Origin of the sequence: Desulfovirgula thermocuniculi DSM 16036 (assembly GCF_000429345.1) — a bacterium.
Taxonomy (GTDB): domain Bacteria; phylum Bacillota; class Desulfotomaculia; order Desulfotomaculales; family Desulfovirgulaceae; genus Desulfovirgula; species Desulfovirgula thermocuniculi.
Genome location: NZ_AUBR01000047.1, coordinates 1 through 25,213 on the forward strand (window position 1 = coordinate 1; position 25,213 = coordinate 25,213).

At 58.9% G+C, this 25,213-nt stretch carries 21 protein-coding genes; 3 read left to right on the plus strand and 18 right to left on the minus strand.

Annotation, left to right across the window (positions count from 1 at the left end; all coding sequences use genetic code 11):
• Positions 1–37: 37 nt before the first annotated feature.
• The 18 genes from G454_RS18790 to G454_RS0110940 form a co-directional block, all read right to left on the minus strand.
• Positions 38–844: a YeiH family protein gene (locus tag G454_RS18790; RefSeq protein WP_084413442.1), complete on the minus strand. Its 807-nt coding sequence runs from the start codon at positions 842–844 to the stop codon at positions 38–40.
• Between the two features lie 195 nt (positions 845–1,039).
• Positions 1,040–3,727, minus strand: a complete 2,688-nt coding sequence (gene fdhF / locus G454_RS20950; protein WP_084413444.1) for a formate dehydrogenase subunit alpha — start codon at positions 3,725–3,727, stop codon at positions 1,040–1,042.
• Entirely contained in the window at positions 3,728–4,669 is a 942-nt protein-coding gene (locus G454_RS0110860; protein ID WP_027718648.1) for an NADH-quinone oxidoreductase subunit G, read from the minus strand.
• Positions 4,670–4,693: 24 nt separating this feature from the next.
• Positions 4,694–6,646, minus strand: a complete 1,953-nt coding sequence (nuoF, locus tag G454_RS0110865) for an NADH-quinone oxidoreductase subunit NuoF (protein ID WP_027718649.1) — start codon at positions 6,644–6,646, stop codon at positions 4,694–4,696.
• Between the two features lie 15 nt (positions 6,647–6,661).
• Entirely contained in the window at positions 6,662–7,768 is a 1,107-nt protein-coding gene (locus G454_RS22895; protein ID WP_245574381.1) for a 5-formyltetrahydrofolate cyclo-ligase, read from the minus strand.
• A gap of 56 nt (positions 7,769–7,824) precedes the next feature.
• A complete protein-coding gene (locus G454_RS0110880; RefSeq protein WP_027718650.1) occupies positions 7,825–8,955 on the minus strand; it encodes a SpoIIE family protein phosphatase in 1,131 nt (376 codons plus the stop codon).
• Between the two features lie 73 nt (positions 8,956–9,028).
• Entirely contained in the window at positions 9,029–10,753 is a 1,725-nt protein-coding gene (locus tag G454_RS0110885) for a [Fe-Fe] hydrogenase large subunit C-terminal domain-containing protein (protein ID WP_027718651.1), read from the minus strand.
• Positions 10,754–10,852: 99 nt separating this feature from the next.
• Entirely contained in the window at positions 10,853–12,877 is a 2,025-nt protein-coding gene (locus tag G454_RS0110890) for an NADH-dependent [FeFe] hydrogenase, group A6 (protein WP_027718652.1), read from the minus strand.
• 29 nt (positions 12,878–12,906) lie between these two features.
• On the minus strand, positions 12,907–14,787 hold the full coding sequence (nuoF, locus tag G454_RS0110895; protein ID WP_027718653.1) for an NADH-quinone oxidoreductase subunit NuoF: 1,881 nt from the start codon (positions 14,785–14,787) through the stop codon (positions 12,907–12,909).
• Positions 14,780–15,292: an NADH-quinone oxidoreductase subunit NuoE gene (gene nuoE / locus G454_RS0110900; protein WP_027718654.1), complete on the minus strand. Its 513-nt coding sequence runs from the start codon at positions 15,290–15,292 to the stop codon at positions 14,780–14,782. The genes nuoF (G454_RS0110895) and nuoE overlap by 8 nt, the downstream gene beginning before the upstream one ends.
• A gap of 227 nt (positions 15,293–15,519) precedes the next feature.
• Positions 15,520–16,257, minus strand: a complete 738-nt coding sequence (locus G454_RS20440; RefSeq protein WP_211230062.1) for an HTH domain-containing protein — start codon at positions 16,255–16,257, stop codon at positions 15,520–15,522.
• Positions 16,258–16,323: 66 nt separating this feature from the next.
• Positions 16,324–16,755, minus strand: a complete 432-nt coding sequence (locus G454_RS0110910) for an ACT domain-containing protein (protein ID WP_027718655.1) — start codon at positions 16,753–16,755, stop codon at positions 16,324–16,326.
• A 21-nt stretch (positions 16,756–16,776) separates the two neighbouring features.
• Positions 16,777–18,075, minus strand: coding sequence for a phenylacetate--CoA ligase family protein (locus G454_RS0110915; RefSeq protein WP_027718656.1), 1,299 nt, complete (start codon positions 18,073–18,075; stop codon positions 16,777–16,779).
• Between the two features lie 350 nt (positions 18,076–18,425).
• Positions 18,426–19,436, minus strand: coding sequence for a tRNA (adenosine(37)-N6)-threonylcarbamoyltransferase complex transferase subunit TsaD (tsaD, locus tag G454_RS0110920; RefSeq protein ID WP_027718657.1), 1,011 nt, complete (start codon positions 19,434–19,436; stop codon positions 18,426–18,428).
• Between the two features lie 5 nt (positions 19,437–19,441).
• The gene (locus G454_RS0110925) at positions 19,442–20,191 is read right to left on the minus strand and encodes an SIR2 family NAD-dependent protein deacylase (RefSeq protein ID WP_027718658.1); all 750 of its coding nucleotides are present in this window, start codon (positions 20,189–20,191) and stop codon (positions 19,442–19,444) included.
• 6 nt (positions 20,192–20,197) lie between these two features.
• Positions 20,198–20,581: a zinc ribbon domain-containing protein gene (locus G454_RS0110930; RefSeq protein ID WP_027718659.1), complete on the minus strand. Its 384-nt coding sequence runs from the start codon at positions 20,579–20,581 to the stop codon at positions 20,198–20,200.
• A gap of 54 nt (positions 20,582–20,635) precedes the next feature.
• Entirely contained in the window at positions 20,636–20,896 is a 261-nt protein-coding gene (locus G454_RS0110935) for a hypothetical protein (protein WP_169719348.1), read from the minus strand.
• A 70-nt stretch (positions 20,897–20,966) separates the two neighbouring features.
• Complete coding sequence (locus tag G454_RS0110940; RefSeq protein ID WP_027718661.1) at positions 20,967–21,290, minus strand: hypothetical protein; 324 nt, start codon at positions 21,288–21,290, stop codon at positions 20,967–20,969.
• Positions 21,291–21,619: 329 nt separating this feature from the next.
• Here G454_RS0110940 and G454_RS0110945 point away from each other — a divergent pair, with 329 nt between their 5' ends.
• From G454_RS0110945 to G454_RS0110955, 3 genes are all read left to right on the plus strand, one after another.
• Entirely contained in the window at positions 21,620–22,249 is a 630-nt protein-coding gene (locus G454_RS0110945) for a GNAT family N-acetyltransferase (protein WP_035107642.1), read from the plus strand.
• Positions 22,250–22,399: 150 nt separating this feature from the next.
• Positions 22,400–23,803 (plus strand): FAD-binding oxidoreductase, encoded by a 1,404-nt coding sequence (locus tag G454_RS0110950; protein ID WP_027718663.1) that lies wholly within the window; start codon positions 22,400–22,402, stop codon positions 23,801–23,803.
• Positions 23,800–25,071 (plus strand): (Fe-S)-binding protein, encoded by a 1,272-nt coding sequence (locus tag G454_RS0110955; RefSeq protein WP_027718664.1) that lies wholly within the window; start codon positions 23,800–23,802, stop codon positions 25,069–25,071. Before G454_RS0110950 ends, G454_RS0110955 begins: the two co-directional genes overlap by 4 nt.
• Positions 25,072–25,213 lie beyond the last annotated feature (142 nt).

Genomic DNA, 25,213 nt, shown 5'->3' on the forward strand with positions numbered 1-25,213 from the left:
AGATTCCTTGCCAAATAAGGATAAACTTCCTCACGAATTAAACGCTCAGGTCAGTCTGCCAGTTTTGAGCTTCAGGGGGTTTTGCGACAGTCTCAATTGATCCCTTTTTCTCACTTCTTAGATTAAAGTACAGGCCGATCAAGAAGGTAACAGGCACCAACAGGGCCACCCGTCCAAGTTTGGTTAAAATGGCCATGTCTACAGCAGAGCTCCCTACCGATTGAGTCGCGGCTATAACATGGGCTATTTCATGTAGGGTTGCACCTGCAAAAACACCATAACTGCTTGCCTCAAGTCCTAAAAAGGGCTGCAGGATAATATATGAAACACTACCAACAGTTCCCAAGACGGCCACGCTGGCTATTGCTACAACTGTCTCGTCCTGATTGGCCTTAACCGTTGGCGCAACGGCAGCTACAGCAGCAGCCCCACAAATACCAGTTCCTACCGCTGTTAATAATGCTAATCGTTCCTCTACAGCAAACAAACGTCCTAGGAAGCAAATAATAGCAATAGCCGTCAAGATAATTGCCATATCCATAAGCATAACTTTGAAACCTGTACCAGCTATAGCATCGAGGTTTAACCGAACACCCATCAGCACAATACCATAACGTAAAAGCCTTTTACTAGCAATATTTATTCCCACATTAGCATTCTTAGGGATCCCCATAACCAAACGCCAGCCCATACCAATTAAAATCGCGATTATCATTGGTCCAGATACAGAGAAAAGGGGTAATGAAGCAACATTATGAGCAAGGGATCCTACCACTATGGCTAAAATGAGTCCTTGTACGCTACCATGAAAAAGAACCCTTCGCCGAAGAATTTCAACTTCCACTTGCTACCATCCCCCTTTTCGTCTTCAATAAAACTTACCACGAAAAGGAGCAGTCAGGGAAATATCTGCTAATAATAGCGCTTATAACATAACAGTTATAGGCACACTGTTTTGGTCCGGGCCACGCCAGCAGTCGCAATAATAAGGACCCGGCCTAAATCAGGAACCGGGTCCTCCTGGCAGCGAGACTGACCGCTATGCGATCTTTTCCACCCTCACCGCGCACACTTTCAGCTCGGGGATCTTGGCCACCGGGTCCCTTACCGGGTTGGTGAGCTTGTTGATGGCCACCTCCGGGAAGTGGAAGGAGGTAAAGACCATGCCCGGCGGCACCACTTCCGTCACGCGGGCCGTCACCTCCACCTGGCCGCGGCGGGATACCACCCGCACCCGCTCGCCGTCGGCAATGCCCAGCCTCGCGGCGTCGGCAGGGTTGATCTCCAGGTACTCCTGGTTGTAGTGCTTTTCTAGGGCACCGGTGCGCATGGTCATGGTTCCCGTGTGGTAGTGGTGCAGGCGGCGCCCGGTGTTGAGCACCAGCGGGTACTCCGCGTCCGGCTGCTCGTGCGGCGGCACGTACTCCACCGGGTGGAACTTGCCCAGGCCGCGGGCAAATTTCTCCACGTGCAGCCGGGGCGTTCCCGGGTGATCGGGAGCGGGACAGGGCCACACCAGGCTACCCTTTTCCAGGCGCTCGTAGGAGATGCCGCCGTAGGAGGGCGTGAGGCGGGCGATTTCCGCCATGATCTCCGCCGGCGAGCCGTAGCTCATGGGGTACCCCATGGCCGTAGCCACCAGGCAGATGATCTCCCAGTCGGGCTTGGCCTGCCCCACGGGCTCTATGGCCTTGCGTACCCGCTGCACGCGGCGCTCGGTGTTGGTGAAGGTGCCGTCCTTTTCGGCAAAGCTGGCCGCCGGCAGCACCACGTCGGCCAGCCGGGCCGTCTCGGTGAGGAAGATGTCCTGCACCACCAGGAAGTCCAACTTTTCCAGGGCGTGCACGACGTGCTCGGCATCGGGGTCGGAGAGCACCGGGTTTTCGCCCATAATGTACATGGCCCTGATTTCGCCCCGCCCGGCGGCCTCAATCATCTCGCCCACGGTAAGGCCCGGCTTTTCGGGCAGGGCCTCCACGCCCCAGGCGACGGCAAACTTGCGGCGCACCTCTTCGGAGACCACGCTCTGGTAGCCGGTGAGGACGTTGGGCAGCGCCCCCATGTCGCAGGCCCCCTGGACGTTGTTCTGGCCCCGCAAGGGATTGACGCCGCTGTAAGGCTTACCGATGTGCCCGCAGAGCATGGCCAGGTTGGCAATGGCAAAGACGTTATGGGTGCCGCAGATGTGTTGGGTGACCCCCATGGTGTAGAGGATGGTGGCGTTTTGCGCTTTGGCGTAGCCCCGGGCCACCTCCCGGATGGTCGCCGCGTCAATGCCGGTGATCTCCGCGGCGTACTCCGGCGTGTAGCGCGCCACCACCTCTTTAAGGTCCTCAAAGCCCTCGGTGCGGCTCTCCACGAACTCCCGGTTGTAGAGCCCCTCCTCGATGATCACGTGGGCCAGGGCGTTTAAAAGGGCAATGTCCGTGCCCGGGCGCAGCCGCAGGTGGCGGTGGGCCAGCCGGGCTACCTCCGTTTCCCGCGGGTCCACCACCACCAGGGTGGCCCCGTGCCTCACGGCCTTTTTCACTTTCAGCCCGATAATGGGGTGAGTTTCGGTGGTATTGGTGCCGATGGCCAGGATGAAGTCCGCGCCCTCAATATCGCTAATGGGGTTGGTCATCGCGCCGCTGCCAAATGCTGCCGCCAGACCGGCGACCGTCGGCGCGTGTCAGAGGCGGGCGCAGTGGTCGATGTTGTTGGTGCCCAGCACTGCCCGGGCAAACTTGCTTAAAAGGTAGTTTTCCTCGTTGGTGCAGCGGGCGGAGGCCAGCACCCCAACGGCATCGGGACCGTACTCCCTTTTTACCGCCGCGAGCTTTTCCGCCACCAGGCTAACGGCCTCTTCCCAGGTGGCCTCCTCAAAGACGCCGTTTTTCTTAATGAGGGGCCTGGTCAGCCGCTCGGGGTGGTGGATGAAGCCGTAGCCAAAACGGCCCTTGGCGCAGAGGGCCCGGCCGTTAACCTCGCCGTCCGTGGAGGTTACCCCCACCACCCGCCCGTCCTTGACGTTTAGCTCTATGGTGCAACCGGTGCCGCAGTAGGGGCAGACGGTTCGCACCTTTTTCACTTCCCAGGTGCGGACCGCAGAGCGCAGGTGCTTTTCTTGCAGGGCGCCCACGGGGCAGACGGCCACGCAGTTGCCGCAGAAAACGCAGTTTGAGCCGGCCAGGGTGGTGTCCATGGCCGGGGCAATCTTGGTGTTAAAGCCCCGGTAGGCAAAGTCCACCACATAATTCCCCTGTATTTCGGCACAGGCCCGCACGCATTTGCCGCAGAGGATGCATTTATTGAGGTCCCGCACGATAAAGGGGTTGTCTTCCTCCAGGGGGTACTGGTGGCGCTCGCCGGCAAAGCCGGCCTGCCGCACGCCATACATGTAGGCGTAGTCCTGGAGACGGCAGTCGCCGTTCCTACCGCAGGTGAGGCAGTCCATGGGGTGGTTGGCCAGCAGCAGCTGCAGGATGGTCTTGCGGGCCTCAATTACCGCCGGCGAGGCGGTATAGACTACCATGCCCTCGGCGGCGGGAGTGACGCAGGCTGCCGGCAGGTTGCGCATGCCCGGCACCTCCACCACGCACAGCCGGCAGCCGCCCCAAAGGGAAAGCTCCGGGTCGTGGCACAGGGTGGGGATGAATACCCCGGCGGCCCGCGCCGCCTCTAGGATGGTGGATCCTGCGGGGACGGTGACCTGCCGCCCGTCTATGGTCAGGGTAACTTCCGCCACCTAGCGTCCCTCCTTTCCTTCCACTTTCTTCATGCGGTCCAAAATGCTCTCTAATCCCAAGGCTTCGGCCCAGGAAACGGGCACGAACTGGCCGTCTTTTTTGAGCATGGGCTTAAGCGGCTCCTCCACGTACAAAAGCTCTAAGCCCAAGCGGCCTTTCAAGCACAGGGGCCGACCGGGACCGGGCTCTTTGGCCATCACGCCGATGACCCTGCCGTTTTTAACCACCAGGTCAAAGGCGCAGCCGCTCTCGCAGAACGTGCAGGTGACGGGCCTCTTTTCCACTTCCCAGGTGCGCCCCTTGCCGGCCAGGGGCTTATAGGTGAGCGCGCCCACGGGGCAGACGGCCACGCAGCGTCCGCAGTAAACGCAGCTTGAGTCGCCCAGGGGCGTGTCCATGGCCGTAACCACTTTGGTGTTGAACCCGCGGTAGCCGAAGTCGATGACCGCCCGCTCGGGCACCGCCTGGCACGTGCGCACGCAGCGCCCGCAGAGGATGCATTTATTTAAGTCCCGCACAATATAGGGGTTGGAATCGTCCAGGGGGTAATTTTTCTTTTCCCCTTTAAAGGACGGTTGCCTGACGCCGTACAAAAAGGCATAATCCTGCAGGCGGCAGTCGCCGTTCTTCTCGCAGGTCAGGCAGTCCATGGGGTGGTTGGACAAAAGCAAATCGATGATGGTCCGCCGGGCCTCTATAACGGCCTCCGAGGCGGTGTAGACCACCATGCCCTCGGCCACGGGGGTGACGCAGGAGGCGGGCAGGTTGCGCATACCCGGTATTTCCACCACGCACAGCCGGCAGGCCCCCCAGCCGGGGAGGAGCGGGTCGTGGCAGAGGGTGGGGATAAAGATCCCCGCCTCTCGGGCCGCCTCCAGCACGGTGGTGCCGGCGGGCACGGTGACCTGCCGCCCGTCTATGGTTAGGGTTACGTTTGGCATCGGTAAAATCCCCCCTCGCGCCGGCTAGGCCAGCTCTACAGCGCCGAACTTGCATTTCTGCATGCAGTTGCCGCACTTGATACACTTGGCCGGGTCGATGGTATGCGGCTGCTTCTTCTCGCCGGTAATGGCCCCCGCCGGGCAGGCGCGAGCGCAGGCCCCGCAGCCGGTGCACTTTTCCTGGTTGATAACGTAAACCAGGAGGGCCCTGCACACGCGGGCCGGGCAGCGCTTGTCCCGGATGTGGGCCTCGTACTCGTGGCGGAAGTAGCGCAGGGTGGAGAGCACGGGGTTGGGGGCAGTCTGCCCCAGCCCGCATAGGGAGGTGTTTTTCACCACCCGGGCCAGGCGCTCTAAGGTCTCCAGGTCCTCCATTTCGCCCCGGCCCTCGCAGATGCGGATCAAAATCTCCAGCATGCGCTTGGTGCCCTCGCGGCAGGGAGTACACTTGCCGCAGGACTCGGCCTGGGTGAAGTTCAAGAAGAAGCGGGCCACGTCTACCATGCAGGTGGTTTCGTCCATGACCACGAGGCCGCCGGAGCCCATAATGGCCCCCGCCGAGGTAAGGGACTCGTAGTCAATGGGCAGGTCCAGCTGCTCTTCGGGCAGACAGCCGCCGGAGGGTCCGCCAATCTGCACGGCCTTGAACTTCTTGCCTTCCCGGATGCCGCCGCCCACGCCAAAGATGACTTCCCGCATGGTGATGCCCATGGGCACCTCCACCAGGCCGGTGTTGTTGACCTTGCCGGTGAGGGCAAAGATCTTGGTGCCCTTGCTCTTTTCCGTGCCCATAGAGGCGTACCAGGCGCCGCCGTTCTTAATGATCAGGGGCACGTTGGCAAAGGTTTCTACGTTGTTGATAACCGTGGGCTTGCCCCACAGGCCTTTTTGGGCCGGGAAGGGAGGCCTGGGCCGCGGCATGCCGCGGTTGCCCTCAATGGAGGTTAAGAGGGCGGTTTCCTCGCCGCAGACAAAGGCTCCGGCGCCGGCCTTGATCTTGATGCGGAAGCTAAAGCCGGAATTGAGAATATTTTCACCCAAAAGGCCGTACTTTTCCGCCTGGGCAATGGCTATCTTCAAACGGTGGATAGCCAAAGGGTACTCCGCCCGCACGTAAATGTAGCCTTCTTTGGCCCCCACGGCGTAGCCGCAGATGATCATCCCCTCCAGCACGGCGTGGGGGTCGCCTTCCAGCACGCTGCGGTCCATGAAGGCCCCGGGGTCGCCCTCGTCGGCGTTGCAGACCACGTACTTCACGTCCCCCTCGGCGGCGCGCACAAAGCTCCACTTCAAGCCCGTGGGGAAGCCCGCGCCGCCGCGGCCCCTCAGGCCCGAGGTCTTCACTTCCTCAATGACCTGCTCGCCGGACATTTCGAAGAGAACCTTGGTAAGGGCCTCGTAGCCGCCGCTGGCCACGTAGTCGGCCACATCCTCAGGGTTGATGTGCCCGCAGTTGTGCAGCACCAGGCGCTTTTGCTTGGCGTAAAAGGGCACCGTCTCGTAGGTAAGGGCCCTTTCCCCGGTGGTGGGGTCCACGTAGAGGAGGCGCTCCACCACCTGGCCGTTAACCAGGTGGCCCTCCACAATCTCGGGCACGTCCTCCACCTGCACGCGGGTGTAAAACACTTTTTGCGGCTCCACAATGACCAGGGGGCCCTGCTCGCAGAAGCCGTGGCAGCCGGTAATCTTTACCGCCACCCGCTCCTGCAAGTTATGCTTGGCCAGCTCTTCCGCAAAAGCCTCCACCAGCTTCCGGGAACCGGAAGAGGTACACCCGGTACCGGCACAGATGAGGATCTGCCTTTTTTCGCTCTCAGGCGGGAGGTGAATGGCCTCCAAATGGGCCTTGTGCTTTGCCCGGCAGCTCTCGTCATCGTGGCAGAGAGGTCCCTGGGTCCGGCACCTGATGTAGTCCCGGCAGGGGCTGGCCGGGGTGTGAAAGCACTTCTCGCAACAGGGATCCATCAGACTCTTCATGGCTTTGCCCCTCCTTCACTCGTACTGCTCCAGCACGCTGGCTGCCCGCTCGGGGGTCAGCCGCCCGTGGGTATCGTCGTTGACCATCATCACCGGCGCCAGGCCACAGGCACCCAGACAGGCCACCGTTTCCAGGGTATAGCGCAGGTCCGGTGTGGTTTCGTTCCGGCCCACACCCAGCTTTGCGGAAACTGCCTCAAACACCCGGGACGCTCCCCGCACGTGGCAGGCCGTACCCTGGCAGATGCGCACGATGTTGCGCCCCCGCGGCTTGAGATGGAACTGGGCGTAAAAGGTGGCCACCCCGAAAACTTTGCTTAAAGGTATCCTTAGCTCGGCGGCAATCATCTCCATGACTTCTTTTGGCAGGTAGCCGTAAATCTCCTGTGCCTCCTGCAGCAAAGGGATCAGGGCGCCTTTCGTGCCCCGGTACTGGGCAAATACCCCTTCCAGCGCTTTTCTCTTGGACTCCTCATCGTGAGGCGCACAGTGCTGGCAGCCCAAGGAAATCCCTCCTCCCGGTTCAAAACTCGCGGTCGGTCCCCGGGTTGCCCCCGTGTAGATGACCCGCTCCTCGGTGACTATGAGGTGCACCGGGCAGTCGTGGGGCCCGGGGCTGATTTCCGGGCAGATCTGCAGCTCGAACGCCAGGGCCAGCCAGACGGTGCCGGGCCTGGTTTGGGGCAGGAAGCGGTCGTAAAAGCCCCCGCCGTAGCCCAGGCGGTTGCCTTTCTCATCAAAGGCCACCCCTGGCACGATCACCAGGTCCAGCTCCTCCGGCTCAAGGGGCCGCAAAGACCCCGGGCGGGGCTCCAAGATGCCCCAGGCCCCGGGCGCCAGATCCCCCGGAAAGTCCTGCAGCAGCGAAGGTATGAGGCGCTTGTGCTGTAAGTCGGTCAGGGGCACGGCCACCCTCTTGCCCATGGCCATGGAGGCGCGGATCAGTTCCCCTGTCTTCACCTCGTTCCTGAAATCCACGTAAGCCATGATGGTGCGCGCGCGGCGGAACTCTCCCAGCGAGAGCACGCGCCGGGTGATGAGCTCGCTTTTCTGCGCCACCTCCAGCGGGGAAAGGCGCGACCGTGCTTTTAGAACTTCCCTTCTTAATTCGCTTTTGCTCACAAAAATTCCTCCAAAAGTGTATGACAATTCGTTTAACAAAATATAAATAAAGCAGGTCAAAGGTACTCCGCCGTAACTTCTTTTCCCTTCTTCCTAAGCAAGCCAATTAATTGCTCAATGGTCTGGCGCTTGTAGTTATATTCACCCGCCGGATTGACAGCCAGCCCCACAATAAAATGGATAACATCGGCCCAGAGCAGGGTTGCCGCCAACCGGCTGGCTCCGTCTTTGGCCTTTTGTAAAGTCTCAAAGGGCACCTCTTGGCGCAAGTGTTCCAGGGCATAAAGGACCGTCAAGGTACCCTCAGTGACTAGATCGATACCCTCAATAAACCCTACGGGTGGCACCCGTTCGCTCCGGGTGGAAAGGTCCACTTCTATCTTTTTGCCCAACAAACGCGCCACGATGTTGCCGGTAGTTCCCCCGCAAACTACCTTTACCCCGGGTGAGCGCACCAGTTTTTCCACTACCAGGGCATCCGTGGACCTGTCTTGAGGAGGTCCAATCAACACTGTCACCCTTCGCGGCGAAACCGCCCTGACCACCACCGCGCTGGCATCGTCGCCCGGTCGCCCGGCATAAAGCTGTCGGCACCGCTCAATTAATTCTCCGGCCCAAACGGAAGCTTCCCGGTTTTTGGCGGCCATTTCTAAGAGAAAGGCCTGCACCCCTTCTTGGCCCCAGCCCCGGTCCAGAAGGCCGCCTATACCTGCGTGCACTACCCCGTCACTGACCAGCACCAGCCAGTCCCCTTCCACAAGGTCAAAAAAAGCCTCCGAGACCTTTTTTTCACCAATAACCCGCTGGCTACGGCTGATTTCTTTTAACTGGGGACCATAACCAAGAATAGCCCTCGGGTTGTCATATTCCACCAGGTAGGCCCGGCCGCTGTCCTGGACCTGTAAAATGGTAAAAGTGCTGTAGGCCAGCTTGCGTACCTTGCAGGTGGGGAGGGTGTGGGCAATGGTTTCAATGACATCCTCGATTTCCCCACCCATGCGCAGCATGGTGGCAGCAGTCTTGGTGGTCAAGGAGGAAAGGATGTGTGCCTTTACCCCGCTGCCCAGGCCGTCGGAAAGGACCACAATGGTGGAAGACCGGGTTTTAACCACCTCAATGCTGTCCCCGCAGAGTTCCTCCCCGACCTTGTTTAATTGGGCCTTTCCTATGTCAAGGGAAATTTTCATAATAATCGCCGCCAATGCACCCCCGACTTCACCCGAGGGAAACAACAAGCGGCTCCCCCCTTATCTCTCACCACTACTCCTGCATGAGGCGGATCAACTGGCTGAGCAAAACCTTGGTTTCCGCCGTAGTTTCCCCCAAAAGGCCAGCAATTTCCTGGGCCACCTTCATCTGCTTGCTAATAACTTCCTGCGCCCGCTTAATGGTTTGGGACTTCATTCTCTTCAACTCTTCTTGCTGGCGCTTTTCATGGGTAATATCCACAAGAATCCCTACCACAACTTCTCCCTTCTCCAGGGGGAAGATCACTTCCCGGATGATCCGGTCGTAATCCTCGTACGTATGCAGGACGTTTAAAGGTTCACCGGTAGTCAACACGCGGCGGAAGTTGGTCGCGTCAATAAAATAGTCCAGCTTTTGACCTACTATTTCTTTTCCCTGCCAGCCAAACATTTCCCGAGCCGCGGGGTTAACCTCCAGGATTTCCAGTTGCCGGTTGACAATAATACAGCCGTTAGGCATGGCATTTATTACCAGGTTGGACATGGATTCTGCTCGCCTGCGCATGTAGGGAATGCACATTTGCAATTCGGCCATACCCCAGTATACCGCCGCGGCCTTCTCCCGGCAGGAATTGTAGCCGCAGGCACCGCAGTTCAACTCATCCTCCGGGCGGTACTTGCCCGTCTGTGCCAGGATTTGCCGGATGGCTTCCTCTGGGGGCTCGGGCCGGCGGATCTTCCGGTCCCGGAAGGCCCGCTGGAGCGGGGGTAGGGGCATAAAGTTTTCCCTAACATCCAGACTGGCAACAGAGCGTAACCGGGTTTGATAATATTCTATTACCCGCTGGCGGCGGACAAAAATATCTTCATCAATCACCGCGAGGGGGCCACCGATACACCCACCGTTACAGGCCAACAGTTCTATAAAGTGCGGGGGATGTTCTATCCTTCCCCGTTGTAGCTGGGAGAGGAAATCAATACAGTTGACCAACCCTGAAATAGCCACCACCCGTGTATCTAGCATGTCAGTGCCCAAAGACAAGGTGTGGAGCGCTCCGCCTTCTACGGGGAAAAGGGTTGCCCGCCGGGGATGAGGAGGATCAAACTCAGCGGGAGCAAAATGTTCGAAAGAAACTCCCTCTTCCTTTATCCACTGCCAGAGTTCATCAAACCCCAGCACGGCATCAATGGCCTCGGGAAAATGCAGAGCCTCTTCCTTTTTGGCAATGCAGGGACCAATAAACACCACCCTGGCCTGGGGGTAGCGGTGCTTAATCCAGCGGCCGTGGGCAATCATGGGAGATACCAGCGGGACGAGGTGGGAGATCAACTCCGGGTAATGTTTTTCCACCAGGTTCACCACTACCGGACAGGCGGAGGATATAAAAGGGGGGCGGCCTTCTATTTCCCTTTGGGCCCGGCAGACCAGTTCCGCCCCCCAGGAAGTTTCCTGTACTAAGGCAAAACCCAGAGTCTTAAGAATGGCAGGCAGAACCAGGGAATGCCCAAGGGGAAGAACTCCCGCAAAGGAAGGAGCCACGCTGGCAGCTACAAACGCACCGGAGGCAAGCCACTCCCTGACCCGCTCCAGACCCGAAGTCACCTTTTTCGCCCCCTGGGGACAGGCAAGAACGCACCGACCGCACAGCACACAGAGGTTTTCCTCAATGCGGGCGCGGATTTTATCTTTTTGCGCTTCAATGCGAATGGCCTTGACCGGGCAGGAGCGGATGCAGCGGTAACAGTCCCGGCAGCGCTCAGCAACGGTGGTAACGGGGAAAAGCGTTTGATCACCCAAGGAATTTGCCCCCTGTAACTAGCAGGCTCTTTCGCACCTCTATTCTACAAAAAAAGACGGGGTTCCTGCCCCGTCCTTTTTTCACAAGCCCCCGGCCTTTTAAACCAACAAATGCGGACGGACCTTGGCACTAATTTGGTTCTTGAAAACCTCCTCGGCGTTATCAAGGGTCACGCCGGTAATGATCTCGTCGTTAACTTTAATGCTTACCCCCCGGTCACAGCACTCCAGGCAGAAGGTTCCTCTCAACTGCACGTAATCGGTCAGGCCCATCTGCCGGGCCAGTTCGATAAACCTGTTCAAAATATCGTAGGATCCCTTCAGGTAGCAGTTGGTACCCACGCAAACCGAGACTTCCACCGGGCGCCCTTCCCGGTGTTCCGTTACCTCCACGGGCTTGCCGCTAATGCGCCGCCGCGGGTAATAATGGGTATGCAGGGAGTGGTGGGTGTTGGCGTTGGCCGGCCCGCCAAACCACTTCTCGTAAGCCCGACTGACAAAGATGTTGTCCTGGGGCCGGTGCAGCTGTTCCGCCCGATCCAAAGCGTACAGGCCCTTCATGCGCCCCAGCCGTGCGGCGGTGCTATTGGGGTACGGCTGGCCTCCCCCACCAAGACAGCCGCCGGGACAGGCCATCACTTCCACGGCGTGGTAGAAGGCATCCCCCGATTTAATGCGGCCAATGAGCTTTTCCGCGTTAGCCAAGCCGTGAACCACTGCCATCTTAAGGGTTTGCCCACCGATTTCCAGTTCTGCCTCTTTAATTCCTTGCATACCCCGCACCGGGCAAAAATCCACCCGCCCGACGTCACTGCCAGTCAAGTGGGCCGAGACAAAACGTACCACCGATTCCATTACCCCGCCCGACGCCCCGTAAATTACCGCCGCACCGGAACCCATGCCCAGGGGGCTATCAAACACTTCCGGCTCCAGCTCGTTAAAGACGATTCCCGCCTCTTTAATCATCTGGGCCAGTTCCACGGTGGTAAGGACAAAATCCACATCGGGCACGCCATCGGTAGTAAATTCGGGCCGCCTGGCTTCAAATTTCTTGGCCGTGCAGGGCATTACCGAAACACAAACCACGTCCCTTGGACTCTTACCGATTTCCCGGGCGTAGAACTTCTTCACCAGCGAACCAAACATTTGCTGAGGAGACCGGCAGGTGGATAGGTTGCCCAATAGGTCAGCGTGAAACTGCTCGGCGTATTTTACCCAGGCCGGGCAACATGAGGTAAATAGAGGCAGCCTGCCACCTTTTGCCAGGCGGTCCAAAAGCTCCAGGGCTTCTTCCGTGGTGGTCATATCGGCGGCAAATAAGGTATCGAAAACCCGGTCAAAGCCCAGTTTCTTTAGTGCCGCCACCAACTGACCGGTAGCCTTTTCGCCAGGCAAAAGGCCAAATTCTTCGCCTATGGCCACGCGCACCGCCGGCGCCACCTGCACCACTACCACTTTATGCGGATCCTGAATGGCTTCCCACACTCTGTCCACCTCGGATTTCACTGTAAGGGCACCGGTGGGACAGACGGCCACGCACTGGCCGCAGTTGACACAAGCCACTTCTGCCAGAGGCTTGTTAAAAGCAGTGGTCACCTGGGTTTTGGACCCGCGAAAAGCAAAGTCCCAAACGCCCAGCCCCTGGATCTCCTTGCACATGCGCACGCAATCACCGCAAAGGATACACTTGTTGGGGTTTTTTACTATCGCAGGGGAACTATCATCCACTGGCAGTTTTTTATCCCGCTGGCCAAAGCGAACCTTCGTAACGCCCATTTGGCGGGCCAGCTGCTGTAACTTGCAGCTACCACTACGTTCACAGCTAGTACATTCCCGTTCGTGGTTGGCCAAAAGCAGCTCTATGATCATGCGGCGTAACCGGCGGGTGCGCGACGTGTTGGTGTGAATAACCATGCCGTCCTCAGGTGGGGTAGAACAGGAGGCCACCAGCCCGCGGCCCTCCACCTCCACCATGCACATGCGGCAGGCACCGTAAACGCTCAATTCGGAGTGGTAACAGAAGGTGGGCAGCTTTACCCCTGCTCGGCGCACTACTTCCAGGATATTCCTGGCATCATTTATTTCCACCACATGACCATCCACGGTAACTTTCCCACCAGGCATATCCGTCGGCACTCCCTTTCACAGTAGTGTTAGGCAGTGTAAACGGCACCAAACTTACACTTCTCCATGCAGGTACCACATTTGATGCACTTCTCCAGGTCAATGACGTGGGGCTGTTTCTTTTCACCAGTGATGGCTTCCACCGGGCAGTTCTTGGCACACAAACCGCAGCCCTTGCACTTTTCCTGGTCAATAAAGTAACTGAGCAGTGCCTTGCACACTCCAGCCGGGCACTTTTTCTCCCGCACGTGGGCTTCGTATTCATGGCGGAAATAGCGCAGGGTGGTCAGCACAGGGTTGGGGGCAGTCTTACCCAAGCCGCAAAGGGCACCGTCTTTAACCACCAGCGCCAGCTCTTCCAGCAAGTCTAGGTCTTCTTCCGTAGCCTTGCCGGTGGTTATTTTAGTAAGCAGCTCCAGCATGCGCTTAGTTCCTTCCCGGCAGGGAACACACTTGCCGCAAGACTCATTCTGCACAAAGGTCATGAAGAACTTGGCCACTTCCACCATGCAGCTGTCATGACCGATAACCACCAAGCCGCCGGACCCAATCATTGCCCCCACCTTTTGTAGGGAGTCAAAGTCCAGGGGCAGGTCCAGGTGCTCTTCGGTCAGGCAGCCTCCTGAAGGACCTCCAATCTGCACGGCCTTAAACTTCTTGCCTTCCCGCAATCCGCCGCCAATGTTAAAAACCACTTCCCGCAAGGTGATGCCCATGGGCACTTCCACCAAGCCGGTATGGGCCACCTGGCCGGCCAGGGCAAAGGTCTTGGTGCCGGGACTGGTAGGTGTACCGTACTGCCTAAACCAAACCGCACCCCGGGTAATAATGGGGACCACGTTGGCCAAGGTTTCCACGTTATTGATGACGGTGGGGCAACCCCACAGGCCGCTCTGGGCCGGGAAAGGAGGACGGGGACGGGGCATGCCCCGCTGGCCCTCAATGGAGGCAATTAGGGCCGTTTCCTCGCCGCAGACAAAAGCGCCGGCGCCTTCTTTAATGTGAATGCGGAAGGAAAAGCCGCTGCCCAAAATGTTGTCGCCCAGAAGGCCTAAAGCTTCGGCATCGGCTACGGCTTTTTTGAGCCGCTTTACTGCCAGGGGGTATTCCGCCCGCACGTAAATATAGCCTTCGTCGGCCCCAATGGCGTAAGCGGCAATCATCATTCCTTCCAGCACCCGGTGGGGATCGCCTTCCATTACGCTGCGATCCATAAAAGCCCCCGGGTCCCCCTCGTCGCCGTTGCAAATAACGTATTTTTTATTCCCCTGGGCCGAGCGGGCAAAGGCCCACTTGCGTCCGGTGGGGAAACCTGCCCCACCCCGGCCGCGCAGGCCCGAATCCATAATCTCCTTAATGACTTCTTCGGGGGTCATCTCAAAAAGGACCTTCTCCAGGGCCTGGTAGCCGCCATGAGCCAGGTAGTCGTAAGCATTCTCCGGGTTAATCCGCCCACAATGCTCAAGGGCAATACGCACTTGGATCTGGTAAAACGGGATATCGTCCTGCCGTACTACCACTTCGCCAGTTACCGGGTGGTGGTAGAGTAATTCCCAAACCGGCCGGTGATTTAAAATGTGTTCTTCCACAATTCTGGGTACATCTTCTTTCTTTATTTTGCAATAAAGCACCCCATCCGGCTCAAAGCGTACCAGTGGCCCCATCTGGCAGAAACCGTGACAGCCGCTTATATTAACGGCAACTGCAGGATGCTCCACTTCCTGCCTTAGCTCTACCTTGTAGGGTAATCCCCTCTTTTTAAGCTCTTCCACAAAGGCCTCATAGACACCTAGAGAACCGTTGGCTACACAACCCGTACCGGCACAGACCAAAATGCGTAACCTTTCTTTTTTGAGTAATTGCTTGGTTTGCTCCACCAGGACACGAAAGTCCTGTCTTGATTTAAGCATGGGCTTCCCTCCGTTCTTCCTGACCTCCCCCTGACTTTAGGGCACGCAATACCTTTAAAACACCCTCAGGACTCATCTGTCCGTAAACTTCCTGGTCGTTAATCGTTACCACCGGCGCCAGTCCACAAGCCCCCAGGCAGGATACCGTCTCCACGGTAAACTGCAGGTCGTCAGTGGTGCGTTGGCCCTCCGAAAGGCCCAACTCTTTGCGCAGGGCAAAATGAATGGGTTCCGCGCCCCTCACATGACATGCCGTACCGTCACAAACCCGGATGACGTACTTGCCTTTGGGTTCCAAAGAAAATTGGGCGTAAAAAGTGGCCACGCCATAGACCACAGCGGGGGAGATGTTTAAAGCCGTAGCAATGTAGGCCAACACCTCTTCGGGCAGGTAACGGTACTCTTGCTGCACTTCCTGCAGGATGGCTATCAGGTGCGACACCTGGCCACCGTGACGGGCGATAATTTCCTGCAACTTTCCAAACTTTCGGCCCTTTTCTTCCACCCAAACCCCTCCAAACATTCAAAAGCTTTAGATATTACCGCCTCAAATTTTAATGATTCTTCCGTCTTCGACAACAAAAGCTAAATAAAAAACATAAAACACATAAGGTTCTTTTAAAAAGAAAAAACCGCGAAGGGCATTCGAGAGCGGAGTGACAGTTTTCCTTCACCCCGTTTGCTCTGGAATACCCGCCGCGGTATTTAGGTTTTCCGGTGAATTCTTTATCTTCAAGGCCCAAATAAATTAACCAACGTGTATATTTTTAAGGGTCGGCCTACCGTGCCGTATCTCAGCTCTACCTTCACATAACCAATTTGCTCCAGGTAATCCATGTACCGCCTGACGGTGACCCTGGAAATGCCCACACCTGTGGCTATTTCCTCGGCAGAAACCCCCGTTTCGTTGTGCTCCTCCAGGTAAGCTAAAATTTGCTTTAATGTTACTTTATTTAGCCCTTTAGGGAAGTCCGGCCATAGCTCCTGCTCCCCGTTATCTTCAACGGGCTTTATGGGGCCCCGGAGCGGGCAAAACGTGTCGGACGGCGCGGCAACAGCCACTTCCTGCTTGGTAGCCAGGCTCAGGATCAGAGGCCTAAGAGCCTCCAACATCTCTTTTAAGGTGTGGACCAGCTCCTGTAAATCCCCGCTACAGGGCAATCCAACCTCTCGTGCGCAACCTGCCCCCTCACGCAGGTTAGTGAGGCATTTCCCGCTCACGTCGGGATCGCTTGACATGGAGGCCCCTTTACTGCGCGCATTATCCGGAGGCTCAACCTGCCGCAGGCAAAGCCACAGGCAGGCAACCGCATATGCCAGCGCCAGCCCACAAAAGGCTAGATTCAACCACAGGACATAACGAAACACCCCGGGGACCTGGGAGGCAACACCCGCCCCCGTAACGCCGATGATCATTACGCTGAACAGCAACGGGGTCAGCCCAGCTATCACGGCAACCAAGAAGGACAAAACAAGCAATACCTGCTTCGGGAAGTACAATTAGCAGGCTCCTCTCCCCAGTGTGGGTAATAATTTCTACAAGGTATACACCTCTTCACCGGCGAGGATGCGCACGCCCTTTGCCTGCAGCGCCCCCACCGCCTCGTCCAGCTGCTCCACCCTGAAGACCACCAGGGCGGCACTGGCGGTGCGCTGCACAAAGGCGTAGAGGTACTCAATGTTGATGTTGGCCTCCGCCAGCACGGCCAGCACTCTGGCCAGGCCGCCGGGCTCGTCCGCCACCTCCACGGCAATGACGTCGGTCACGCTGACCGTAAAGCCGGCCTCCTTCAGCACGCGGTAGGCCAGCTCTGGGTCGTTGACGATCAGCCGCAGGATGCCGAAGTCGGTGGTATCGGCAATGGCCAGGGCGCGGATGTTGATGCCGTTTTCCCCCAGCACCCGCGTCACCTGGGCCAGACGCCCCGACTTGTTCTCCAGGAAAACGGAAATCTGCTTGACCCTCAAGGCTAAGCCCTCCTTTTTACCTTAAATTTCCCGCCGGTCAACGACCCTCTTGGCCTTGCCCTCAAAGCGGGGGATGGTGTTGGGCTCCACCAGCTTGACCTTGGCCGAGATGCCCAGCACGCTCTGGATGCGCTCCCGCAGGCGCCCTTCCAGGTCCTCCAGCTGGCGCACCTTGTCGCTGAACATGTGCTCCGCCACCTCCACCCAGATCTCCAGGTGGTCCAGGTTGGCCTTACGGTCTACGACCAGCAGGTAGTGGGGCTCGGTTTCCCCAAATTCCAGCAGCACGCTCTCCACCTGGGAGGGGAAGACGTTCACCCCCCGGATGATGAGCATGTCGTCGGTGCGACCGGTAATGCGGGTGATGCGCGCGTGGGTTCTGCCGCAGGGGCAGGGATCTACCACCAGTCTGGTCACGTCTCTCGTACGGTAGCGGATAAGAGGGAAGGCTTCCTTGGTAATGGTGGTGATGACCAGTTCCCCCTCTTCTCCCGGCGGCAGCACTTCACCGGTATCCGGATCGATGATCTCGGGAATGAAGTGGTCCTCGAAAATGTGCATGCCCTGTTTGTAGCGGCACTCCATGGCCACGCCGGGGCCCATGATCTCGGAAAGGCCGTAAATGTCCAGCGCCATGAGGTCCAGCTTTTCCTCCAGCTGCGCGCGCATGCGCTCGGACCACGGCTCGGCGCCAAAAATGCCCGCCTTTAAGGGCAGCTTTTTAAAATCGATGCCCATCTTCTGCCCCTCTTCGGCCATGTAAAGGGCGTAGGACGGGGTGCAGCACAGGATGGTGGTGCCGAAGTCCTGCATGAGCATGAGCTGGCGCTGGGTGTTGCCACCGGAAACGGGCACCACCGTGGCCCCCAGCAGTTCCGCCCCGAAGTGCAGGCCCAGGCCGCCGGTAAAGAGGCCGTAGCCGTAGGCATTTTGCACCACGTCGAACTTGGTGGCCCCGGCGCAGACCAGGCAGCGGGCAATGAGCTCCGCCCAGGTGCGGATGTCGTTTTGCGTGTAGCCCACCACGGTCGGCTTGCCCGTGGTCCCCGAAGAAGCGTGTATGCGCACCACCTCGCTCAGGGGCACGGCAAACAGGCCGAAGGGGTAGTTGTCCCGCAGGTCCTGCTTGGTGGTGAAGGGCAGGCGCCGCAAGTCCTCCAGGGAGCGGATGGAAGAAGGCTTGATGCCCATCTCCGTAAAGCGCTGGCGGTAAAAGGGCACGTTGCGGTAAACCCGCTCCACGGTCAGCTGGAGGCGCTCCAGCTGCAAGGCCCGCAGTTCCTCCCGGGGCATGGTCTCATACTTCTGGTTCCAGTACATTTCTCTGCTCCCCTTTACTGCGATCTCTCATTTCGACAACGGGCAGCAGCCCGTATGACAGGATATAACTTTTTTGCAAAAGCTTAGACAAAAAGGGCCACCAACTTTCCCACAACCGGACCCCTTGCCCGCCGGGATACTCACAGAGTTATGCACATTATCCACAGGCATTAATCCACATCAGCAACGCTTAAAGCCTGCAATAAGGGTACAGGCAGCCTCGCCTTTCGGCCCTGCAATGCTTGATTTTCCTGGCCTCGCGGGTTTCGCCCTTTCTTGCCGGGCCTCCGGGGCCGCTTCCGTAAAGGCAACTTTTCTTGTGGATAACTCAGCCGCCAAAATTCGCGCCGTCAGGCCGGAGCCAGCGGCAGACCCGGCAGCGCATTTAAGGTGAGGGGTGCCTCTTCCCCGCGCAGGTACCGGTAGTAGGCGGCACAGGCAATCATGGCCGCATTGTCGGTGCACAGTTCCGCCGGGGGGTAAAGGACCCTCCGTCCCTCGCGGCGCGCCCCCTCCTGCATGGCCGCGCGCAGGCGCCCGTTGGCCGCCACCCCGCCGGCCAAGATGATGTCCCGGCACCCGGTGCGGCGGGCGGCCTCCAAGGTCTTTTCCACCAGCACGTCCACCACCGCTTTCTGAAAGCTCGCCGCCACGTCGGCCCTGGCCACCTCTTCCCCCGCCCTCTGGCAGCGGTGGAGGTGCTGGATGACCGCCGTTTTCAGGCCGCTAAAAGAAAAATCCAGGCCCTCCACGCTGGCCCGCGGAAAGTTGACGGCCTCCTCGTTTCCTTCCCGCGCCAGGCGCTCCAGGGCCGGCCCCCCGGGGTAGCCCAGCTCCAGCACGCGGGCCACCTTGTCGAAGGCTTCCCCCGCCGCGTCATCGCGGGTGCGGCCCAAAAGGCGGTAGTCCCCGTGGCGCCTGACCAGCACCAGGTCGGTGTGCCCCCCGCTGACCACCAGGCAGACCAGGGGGAAGGAGAGGTCCCGGTGTACCAGAAAGTTGGCGTAAATGTGCCCCTCCAGGTGGTTGACGGCCAGCAGGGGCACGCCCAGGGCAAAGGCCAGGGCTTTGGCCGCGGCCAGCCCCACCAGGAGGGCGCCCACCAGCCCAGGCCCCTGGGTAACGGCTACGGCCTGCAGGTCACCAAAGCCCACCCCCGCCTGCTCCAGGGCCTCCTTGATAACCGGGTTGATCAGCTCCAGGTGCCTGCGGGAGGCCACTTCCGGCACCACGCCGCCGAATTTCCGGTGGACGTCCACCTGGGAGGAAACCACGCTGGAGAGGATCTTTACGCCGTCTTCGACCACCGCCGCCGCGGTTTCATCGCAGGAGGTTTCAATCCCCAGGATTTTAACGCCCATCTCCCCTACAGCGGCTCCCCCAATGCGGCCATCAGGTCGCGGAAGACCTTACCGCAGCTTTCGTGGATGACCACCTCGGCCCGCTCGTCCCAGGGCGTCGGCTCCCGGTTGATGATGACCACCCGCCGCGCCAGCTCCGGCAGGCCGGCTGCCGGATACACCTGCAGGCTGGTCCCCACCACCAGCATGACCTGGCAGCCGGACAGCGCCTTTAGGGCCTTAAAGAAGTCCTCGCTCATCTGGTCCTCAAAGAGGACCACATCGGGGCGCAACACCCCCCGGCAGCGCCCGCACAGGGGAGGGTTCTGCCCCCCTTCATACTGCTCCACCAGGGTGGAGAAGGGGTAGGTTTCCCCGCAGCTCATGCAGTGGCAGGTGCGCAGGTGGCCGTGAATCTCCCAGACACGCTTTGAGCCCGCCTGGCGGTGCAGCCCGTCAATGTTCTGGGTGATCACCCCCACCAGGTAGCCCAGCTCCTCGAGGCGGGCCAGGGCGCGGTGGGCGTCGTTTGGGCGTGCACCTGTGTAGGATGTCCAGCGGGGGATACAGAAGTCATAAAAAGAAGCGGGATCGCGGCGCAGGGCGGAGAGGGTGGCTACTTTGGTGGGGTCGTACTTGGTCCACAGCCCCGTGCCCGGGCTGCGGAAATCGGGAATGCCGCTTTCCGTGCTGATGCCCGCTCCGGTGAGGGCAAAGTTGCGGTCATGCGCGCGCAGGAGATCGGCTACGGCGCGGATCTTCTCCTCGTAGGTCAAGGGGCCTCACCTCTTCTCCTGGGCCACCATGATACCGCAATAGCTGCAGAACTTCCCCCCGGAGGGCAGCTCTACCTTGCACTGGGGACAGACCAGGGGCCTGGGCTGGAGGCGGTCGATCTGCTCCTGGATGGAGAGCATATCTTCCTCCACCTTTTTGGTGGCGGAAAGAAGCCGCTCGATCTCGGCGTCCAGCCCCTCCTCCCCTTTAAAGCGGCGGTAAACAAGCTCCCCCACGCTTAAGAAGTTATTGGTCAGCTCCCTTTCCAGGCGCGAGAGCTCCATTTTCAACCGCGTCGCCTCCAGGTACTCGCCCGAGCGCCTGGCCACCTCCTTGGCCTTGTCGCTCAAGCCCTTTGCCGTCTCCCCGAGTTTCTGCAGGAACTCCACTACCGGCACCCCCTTTTCTTAAAAAAGTATATTAGGTAAGGACTTCTTCGACAACTAGGGGGCCGATTCCTTTTTCAGTAAGGCCAGCCCGCAGGCGGAAATGATCACCGGAAAGCGGCATATGTAGCCCGGGCGCAGGAAGTATGAAGGCAAAAAGCCGCGCGTGGACAGCCACCCCAGGTCGATAAGTTCCTTGACCAGCAAAACGGCTTCCTCCTCGCCGATATGCAAGGCTTCGATGAGGCGGGGCATAATTTCATAAGGGTAAAAGTGCTGCTTCTGGAGGCGGTAAATGGTGCGCAACACCTCCAGCAAATCTTTCTTTTGCTCTCCGGAAGTCATTTTTACCACCTATTGAAAGGAAAACCCGCAAGAATTTGCGGGCTTAACCTTTACTGGCACCATCCAGGTAAACGTACAGTGCCCTTTCGTTTTCGTTGAACTTGGCTTCGTACTTACCGCGCGGGCTGATGTTAAAGTACTTAAAGAAGCCCTTACCGAAAACCTTCGTCTTCTTTATCTGCATGCCTCCCTCTTCAAGTGCCCGGATGCGTACAACCCTTGCGTCGCGGTCATAGGCCAGCTCAACGTTTTGCGTTCCTAGCTTTTCTCTGGCCACGCTGTTCAAGACAATGGAGCTTTTGGAGAAGGAAACAATAGGAACTTTCTCCGACCGCTCACCACGCGGTTTATAAACCTCAAAACCCATAAAGCTTCACTCCCTAAATTAGATTTTTGGAAATATTATAAAGCAAAATAGCACTTTCGTCAAATCGTGGGGCGAGGTTATTCTTTTTCCGGCTACTCCTCCTTAAGCCCACAAAAATTTTTCTCGGTACAAGAATAATAAAAAAATACCCCTTCACTTCTTCTTTCCCCTTTACATCTCACTTCAAAAATGCGAAAATTTTTAATATAGCTACTTCACCCCTTTGTATTGTGCTTGGGAAGGGAAGTGTTATAATAGGCTTGAAAGGTAATTTTTGCGGGTTAAACGGTCGTTTTTAACGGTTAAATGGTAAGCCGGAGGTGGGGGCGATGATTAAAAAAGAGGTCATGCTGGAGACCCCCAAGGGAACGGTGGTCCTGGAAGGGCCGGTAACGGCGCAGGAGATCGCGCCCCTGGCCATGAATGAAGGGTTGACCAACTTCCGGCCTCCGGAGCGGCAAAAGCAGGCCCTGATGGAAATAACCGCCCTGCCCGACGCTATGGTCTTTATTGCCCGCCATGAAGGAGAAATCATCGGCTACGTGACCTTCCACCACCCGGAAAGCTTCACCCGGTGGTCGAAACACCCCCGCATCCTGGAACTCGGCGGCATTGAAGTCTCGCCGGCGTGGCGCGGCTGCAAGGTGGCCGAAAACCTCCTCAAGGTGGCCTTTTCGTATCCGGTGATGGAAAACTTTATCGTCATCACCATGGAATTTTGCTGGCACTGGGATACGCGCAACACCGGGCTGGACATATGGGCCTACCAGAAGATGCTCACCAGGCTTTTCGGCAAGGTGGGCCTGAAAAAGGTCACCACCGACGACCCCGATATCCTGGAGCACCCCGCCAACGTCCTCATGGCGCGCATCGGGCAAAACGTCGGCAAGCAGGACGTGGCCCTCTTTGAGTCCCTGCGCTTCTGCCAGAAATACGGTGAGGCGGTGAATATGTTTTAAAACCGGGGCGGCAGCCGGTTTTTTGTTTTTATTTTCAAGTGCAGGGCCGCTCCTTTTTAGGAAGGAATGCTCCCTTAGCAGGGAGAATTTTTTAATAGCACAGTGGTCTAACCACCAGATTACTTAACCATTAGATAAAGGAGGGTCACTATGTCCCTGGAAAAGGCCCTTACCGACTTGCGCCGCGCGCTGGGCCCGCATAACGTCATTACCGACCCCGCAGACCTACTCTGCTACTCCTACGACGCCACCGCCGACGTGCCGACGCAAAGGCCGGACGTGGTGGTTACCCCGGAAAGCACCGCCCATGTTGTGCAGGTGGTTAAAATAGCCCGCCAGTACCGGCTGCCCATTTACCCCCGCGGTTCGGGCACCAACCTCAGCGGGGGCACCATTCCCCTGCGGGGGGGCATCGTGCTGGCCACGGTGAAAATGAACCGCATCCTGGAGATCGACCCCGCCAACCTCACGGCCACCGTACAGCCCGGGGTTATCATCCAGGACTTAAACAATGCCGTGGCCCCCTACGGGCTGCTTTACCCCCCGGACCCGGGGACGGTGGCCACCGCCACCATGGGGGGCAGCGTGGCCGAATGCTCCGGAGGGCTGCGGGGCCTGAAGTACGGGGTTACCAGGCACTACGTCATGGGGCTGGAAGTGGTCCTGGCCAGCGGTGAGGTCATCCGCTGCGGGGGCAAAACGGTGAAAAACGTCACCGGCTACGACCTGGTGCGCCTCTTTACCGGCTCTGAAGGGACGCTGGGCATCATCACCGAGATCACCGTGCGCCTCATCCCCGCTCCGCAGGCCCGGGAGACCATGCTGGCGGGCTTTGCCCGGCTGGCCGACGCCGGCAACACGGTGACGGAAATCATCCAGCGCAAGGTCATCCCCGCCACGCTGGAAATCATGGACCGGGTCACGGTGGAGGTGGTGGAGAACTACGCGCACATCGGCCTGCCCACCGACGTGGCCGCCCTGCTGCTCATTGAAGTGGACGGCATCCCGGAGGTGGTCAAGTATGAGGCGGAAACCGTGCGGGAAATCATCAAAAAGAATAACGGCTGGGTTAAAACGGCGGAAAACGAGGCCGCAAGGGAAAACCTGCTGGCCGCCCGGCGGGCCGCCCTGCCCGCCCTTGCCCAGCGCAAGCCCACCACCATTTTAGAGGACGCCACCGTGCCGCGGAGCAAGATTACGGAAATGCTTTTGGCCCTGGAGGAGATAGGCAAAAAGTACGATTTGCTCATCGGTACCTTTGGCCACGCCGGCGACGGTAACCTTCACCCCACCATCCTGGCCGATGCCCGCGACGAGGACGAGATGCGGCGGGTGCGGGCTGCCGTGGAGGAGATCTTCCGCGTGGCGCTCTCCCTGGGCGGCACCCTTTCGGGAGAGCACGGCATCGGCATGGCCAAGATGAGGTTTCTGCCCTGGGAAATGGGCGCAAGCGGGGTTAACGTGCTGCGGCAGATTAAAAAGGCCCTGGACCCGGAAAACATCCTCAACCCGGGCAAAATGGTGGATCTCGCACAGGAGGAAGAACAAAAATGAGCCTCCTTAACGGCATGGCCGCGGTAAAGGAAGAAATCATCAAGTGCATGAAGTGCGGCAACTGCCAGGCAGCCTGTCCCATCTACAAGGAGCTCCGGCTGGAGCCCGCCGTCGCCCGCGGCAAAATCCACCTGGCCGGAATGCTTGCCGGCGGCGAACTAAAGGCCGCCCCCGCCCTTGCCGAACGCTTTGCCCTGTGCCTCACCTGCTTGGCCTGCACGGCCGTGTGCCCCAGCGGGGTTAAGGTCTGCGACATCATCCTGGCCGCGCGGGCCGCTTTGGCCGCAGAGCTGGGCCTGCCTTTTGCCAAAAGGGCCGCCTTTGCGGCGCTTACGCAGCCAAAGCTCTTCCGCGCGGGGCTAAAAACTTTTGCCCGGCTGCAGGGCCTGGCCTTCAGGCGCCTCGCGCCTTTCAAGATGAAACCGCGTTTTCCCCTGGGTCTGGAAATGCGCCGGGTGGTCCCGCCCTTGGCGACGGCAAGCTTCCTGGACCGGGCAAAGGAAAAGTACCCCGTGGAAAAGCCCCTCGCCCGGGTGGCCCTCTTTGCCGGCTGTTTGAACAACTACGTTTACCCCCGCGTGGGCCATGCCGCCCTGCACGTCCTGCAGGCAAACCGCGTGGAGGTGGTTATCCCCCGGGAACAGCACTGCTGCGGGGCGCCCTCGATATACAACGGCGCGACCGGCATGGCCCGGGAAATGGCCAGATCCCACGTGGACATCTTCGGCAGCCTGGGCGTGGACGCGGTAATCACCATGTGCGGCACGTGCGGCGAGTCCTTTGCCCATTTCTACCCCCGCCTGCTGGAAGACGTGCCCGGTTACGGCAAAAAAGCGCGGGAGCTGGCGCGGAAAACGACGGACATCGCCCGCTTTCTCTACCGGCTTCCCCTGGACAAAGGCAACCTCAGGAGCCTCGACCTCTCCGTGACCTACCACCAGCCCTGCCACCTGGGGCGCGGCCTGGGAGTGGTCAAAGAACCGGTGGAGCTGCTTAGCGGCATCCCCGGTACCCGCTACACGCCCCTCAAAGACCCCGCCAGGTGCTGCGGCAATGCCGGCTCCTTCTCCCTTTCCCACTACCATCTGTCCTACCGCATCCTCGGGCACAAGCTAAAGGATATTGCGGGAACCGGGGCGCAAGTGGTAGCCACCGGCTGCCCGGCCTGCAAAATGCAGCTGACCGACGGGCTAACGCAGGAAAATATGTCCCAGGAAGCCATGCACACCGTAGAAATCCTCGCCCATGCCTACGGTTTTGCGTTATAATAGAGCAACCTGCAAAACTCATAGCAGGCAATGGGTGAACAAGGCAATTATAGCTATTTCAGGGATCCTTTGTCTTTTTAAGGCCATTCCCCAGGTCTAAAAAAAGCATCATGGTAATAATTAACAGAAAAGAGAGCATACC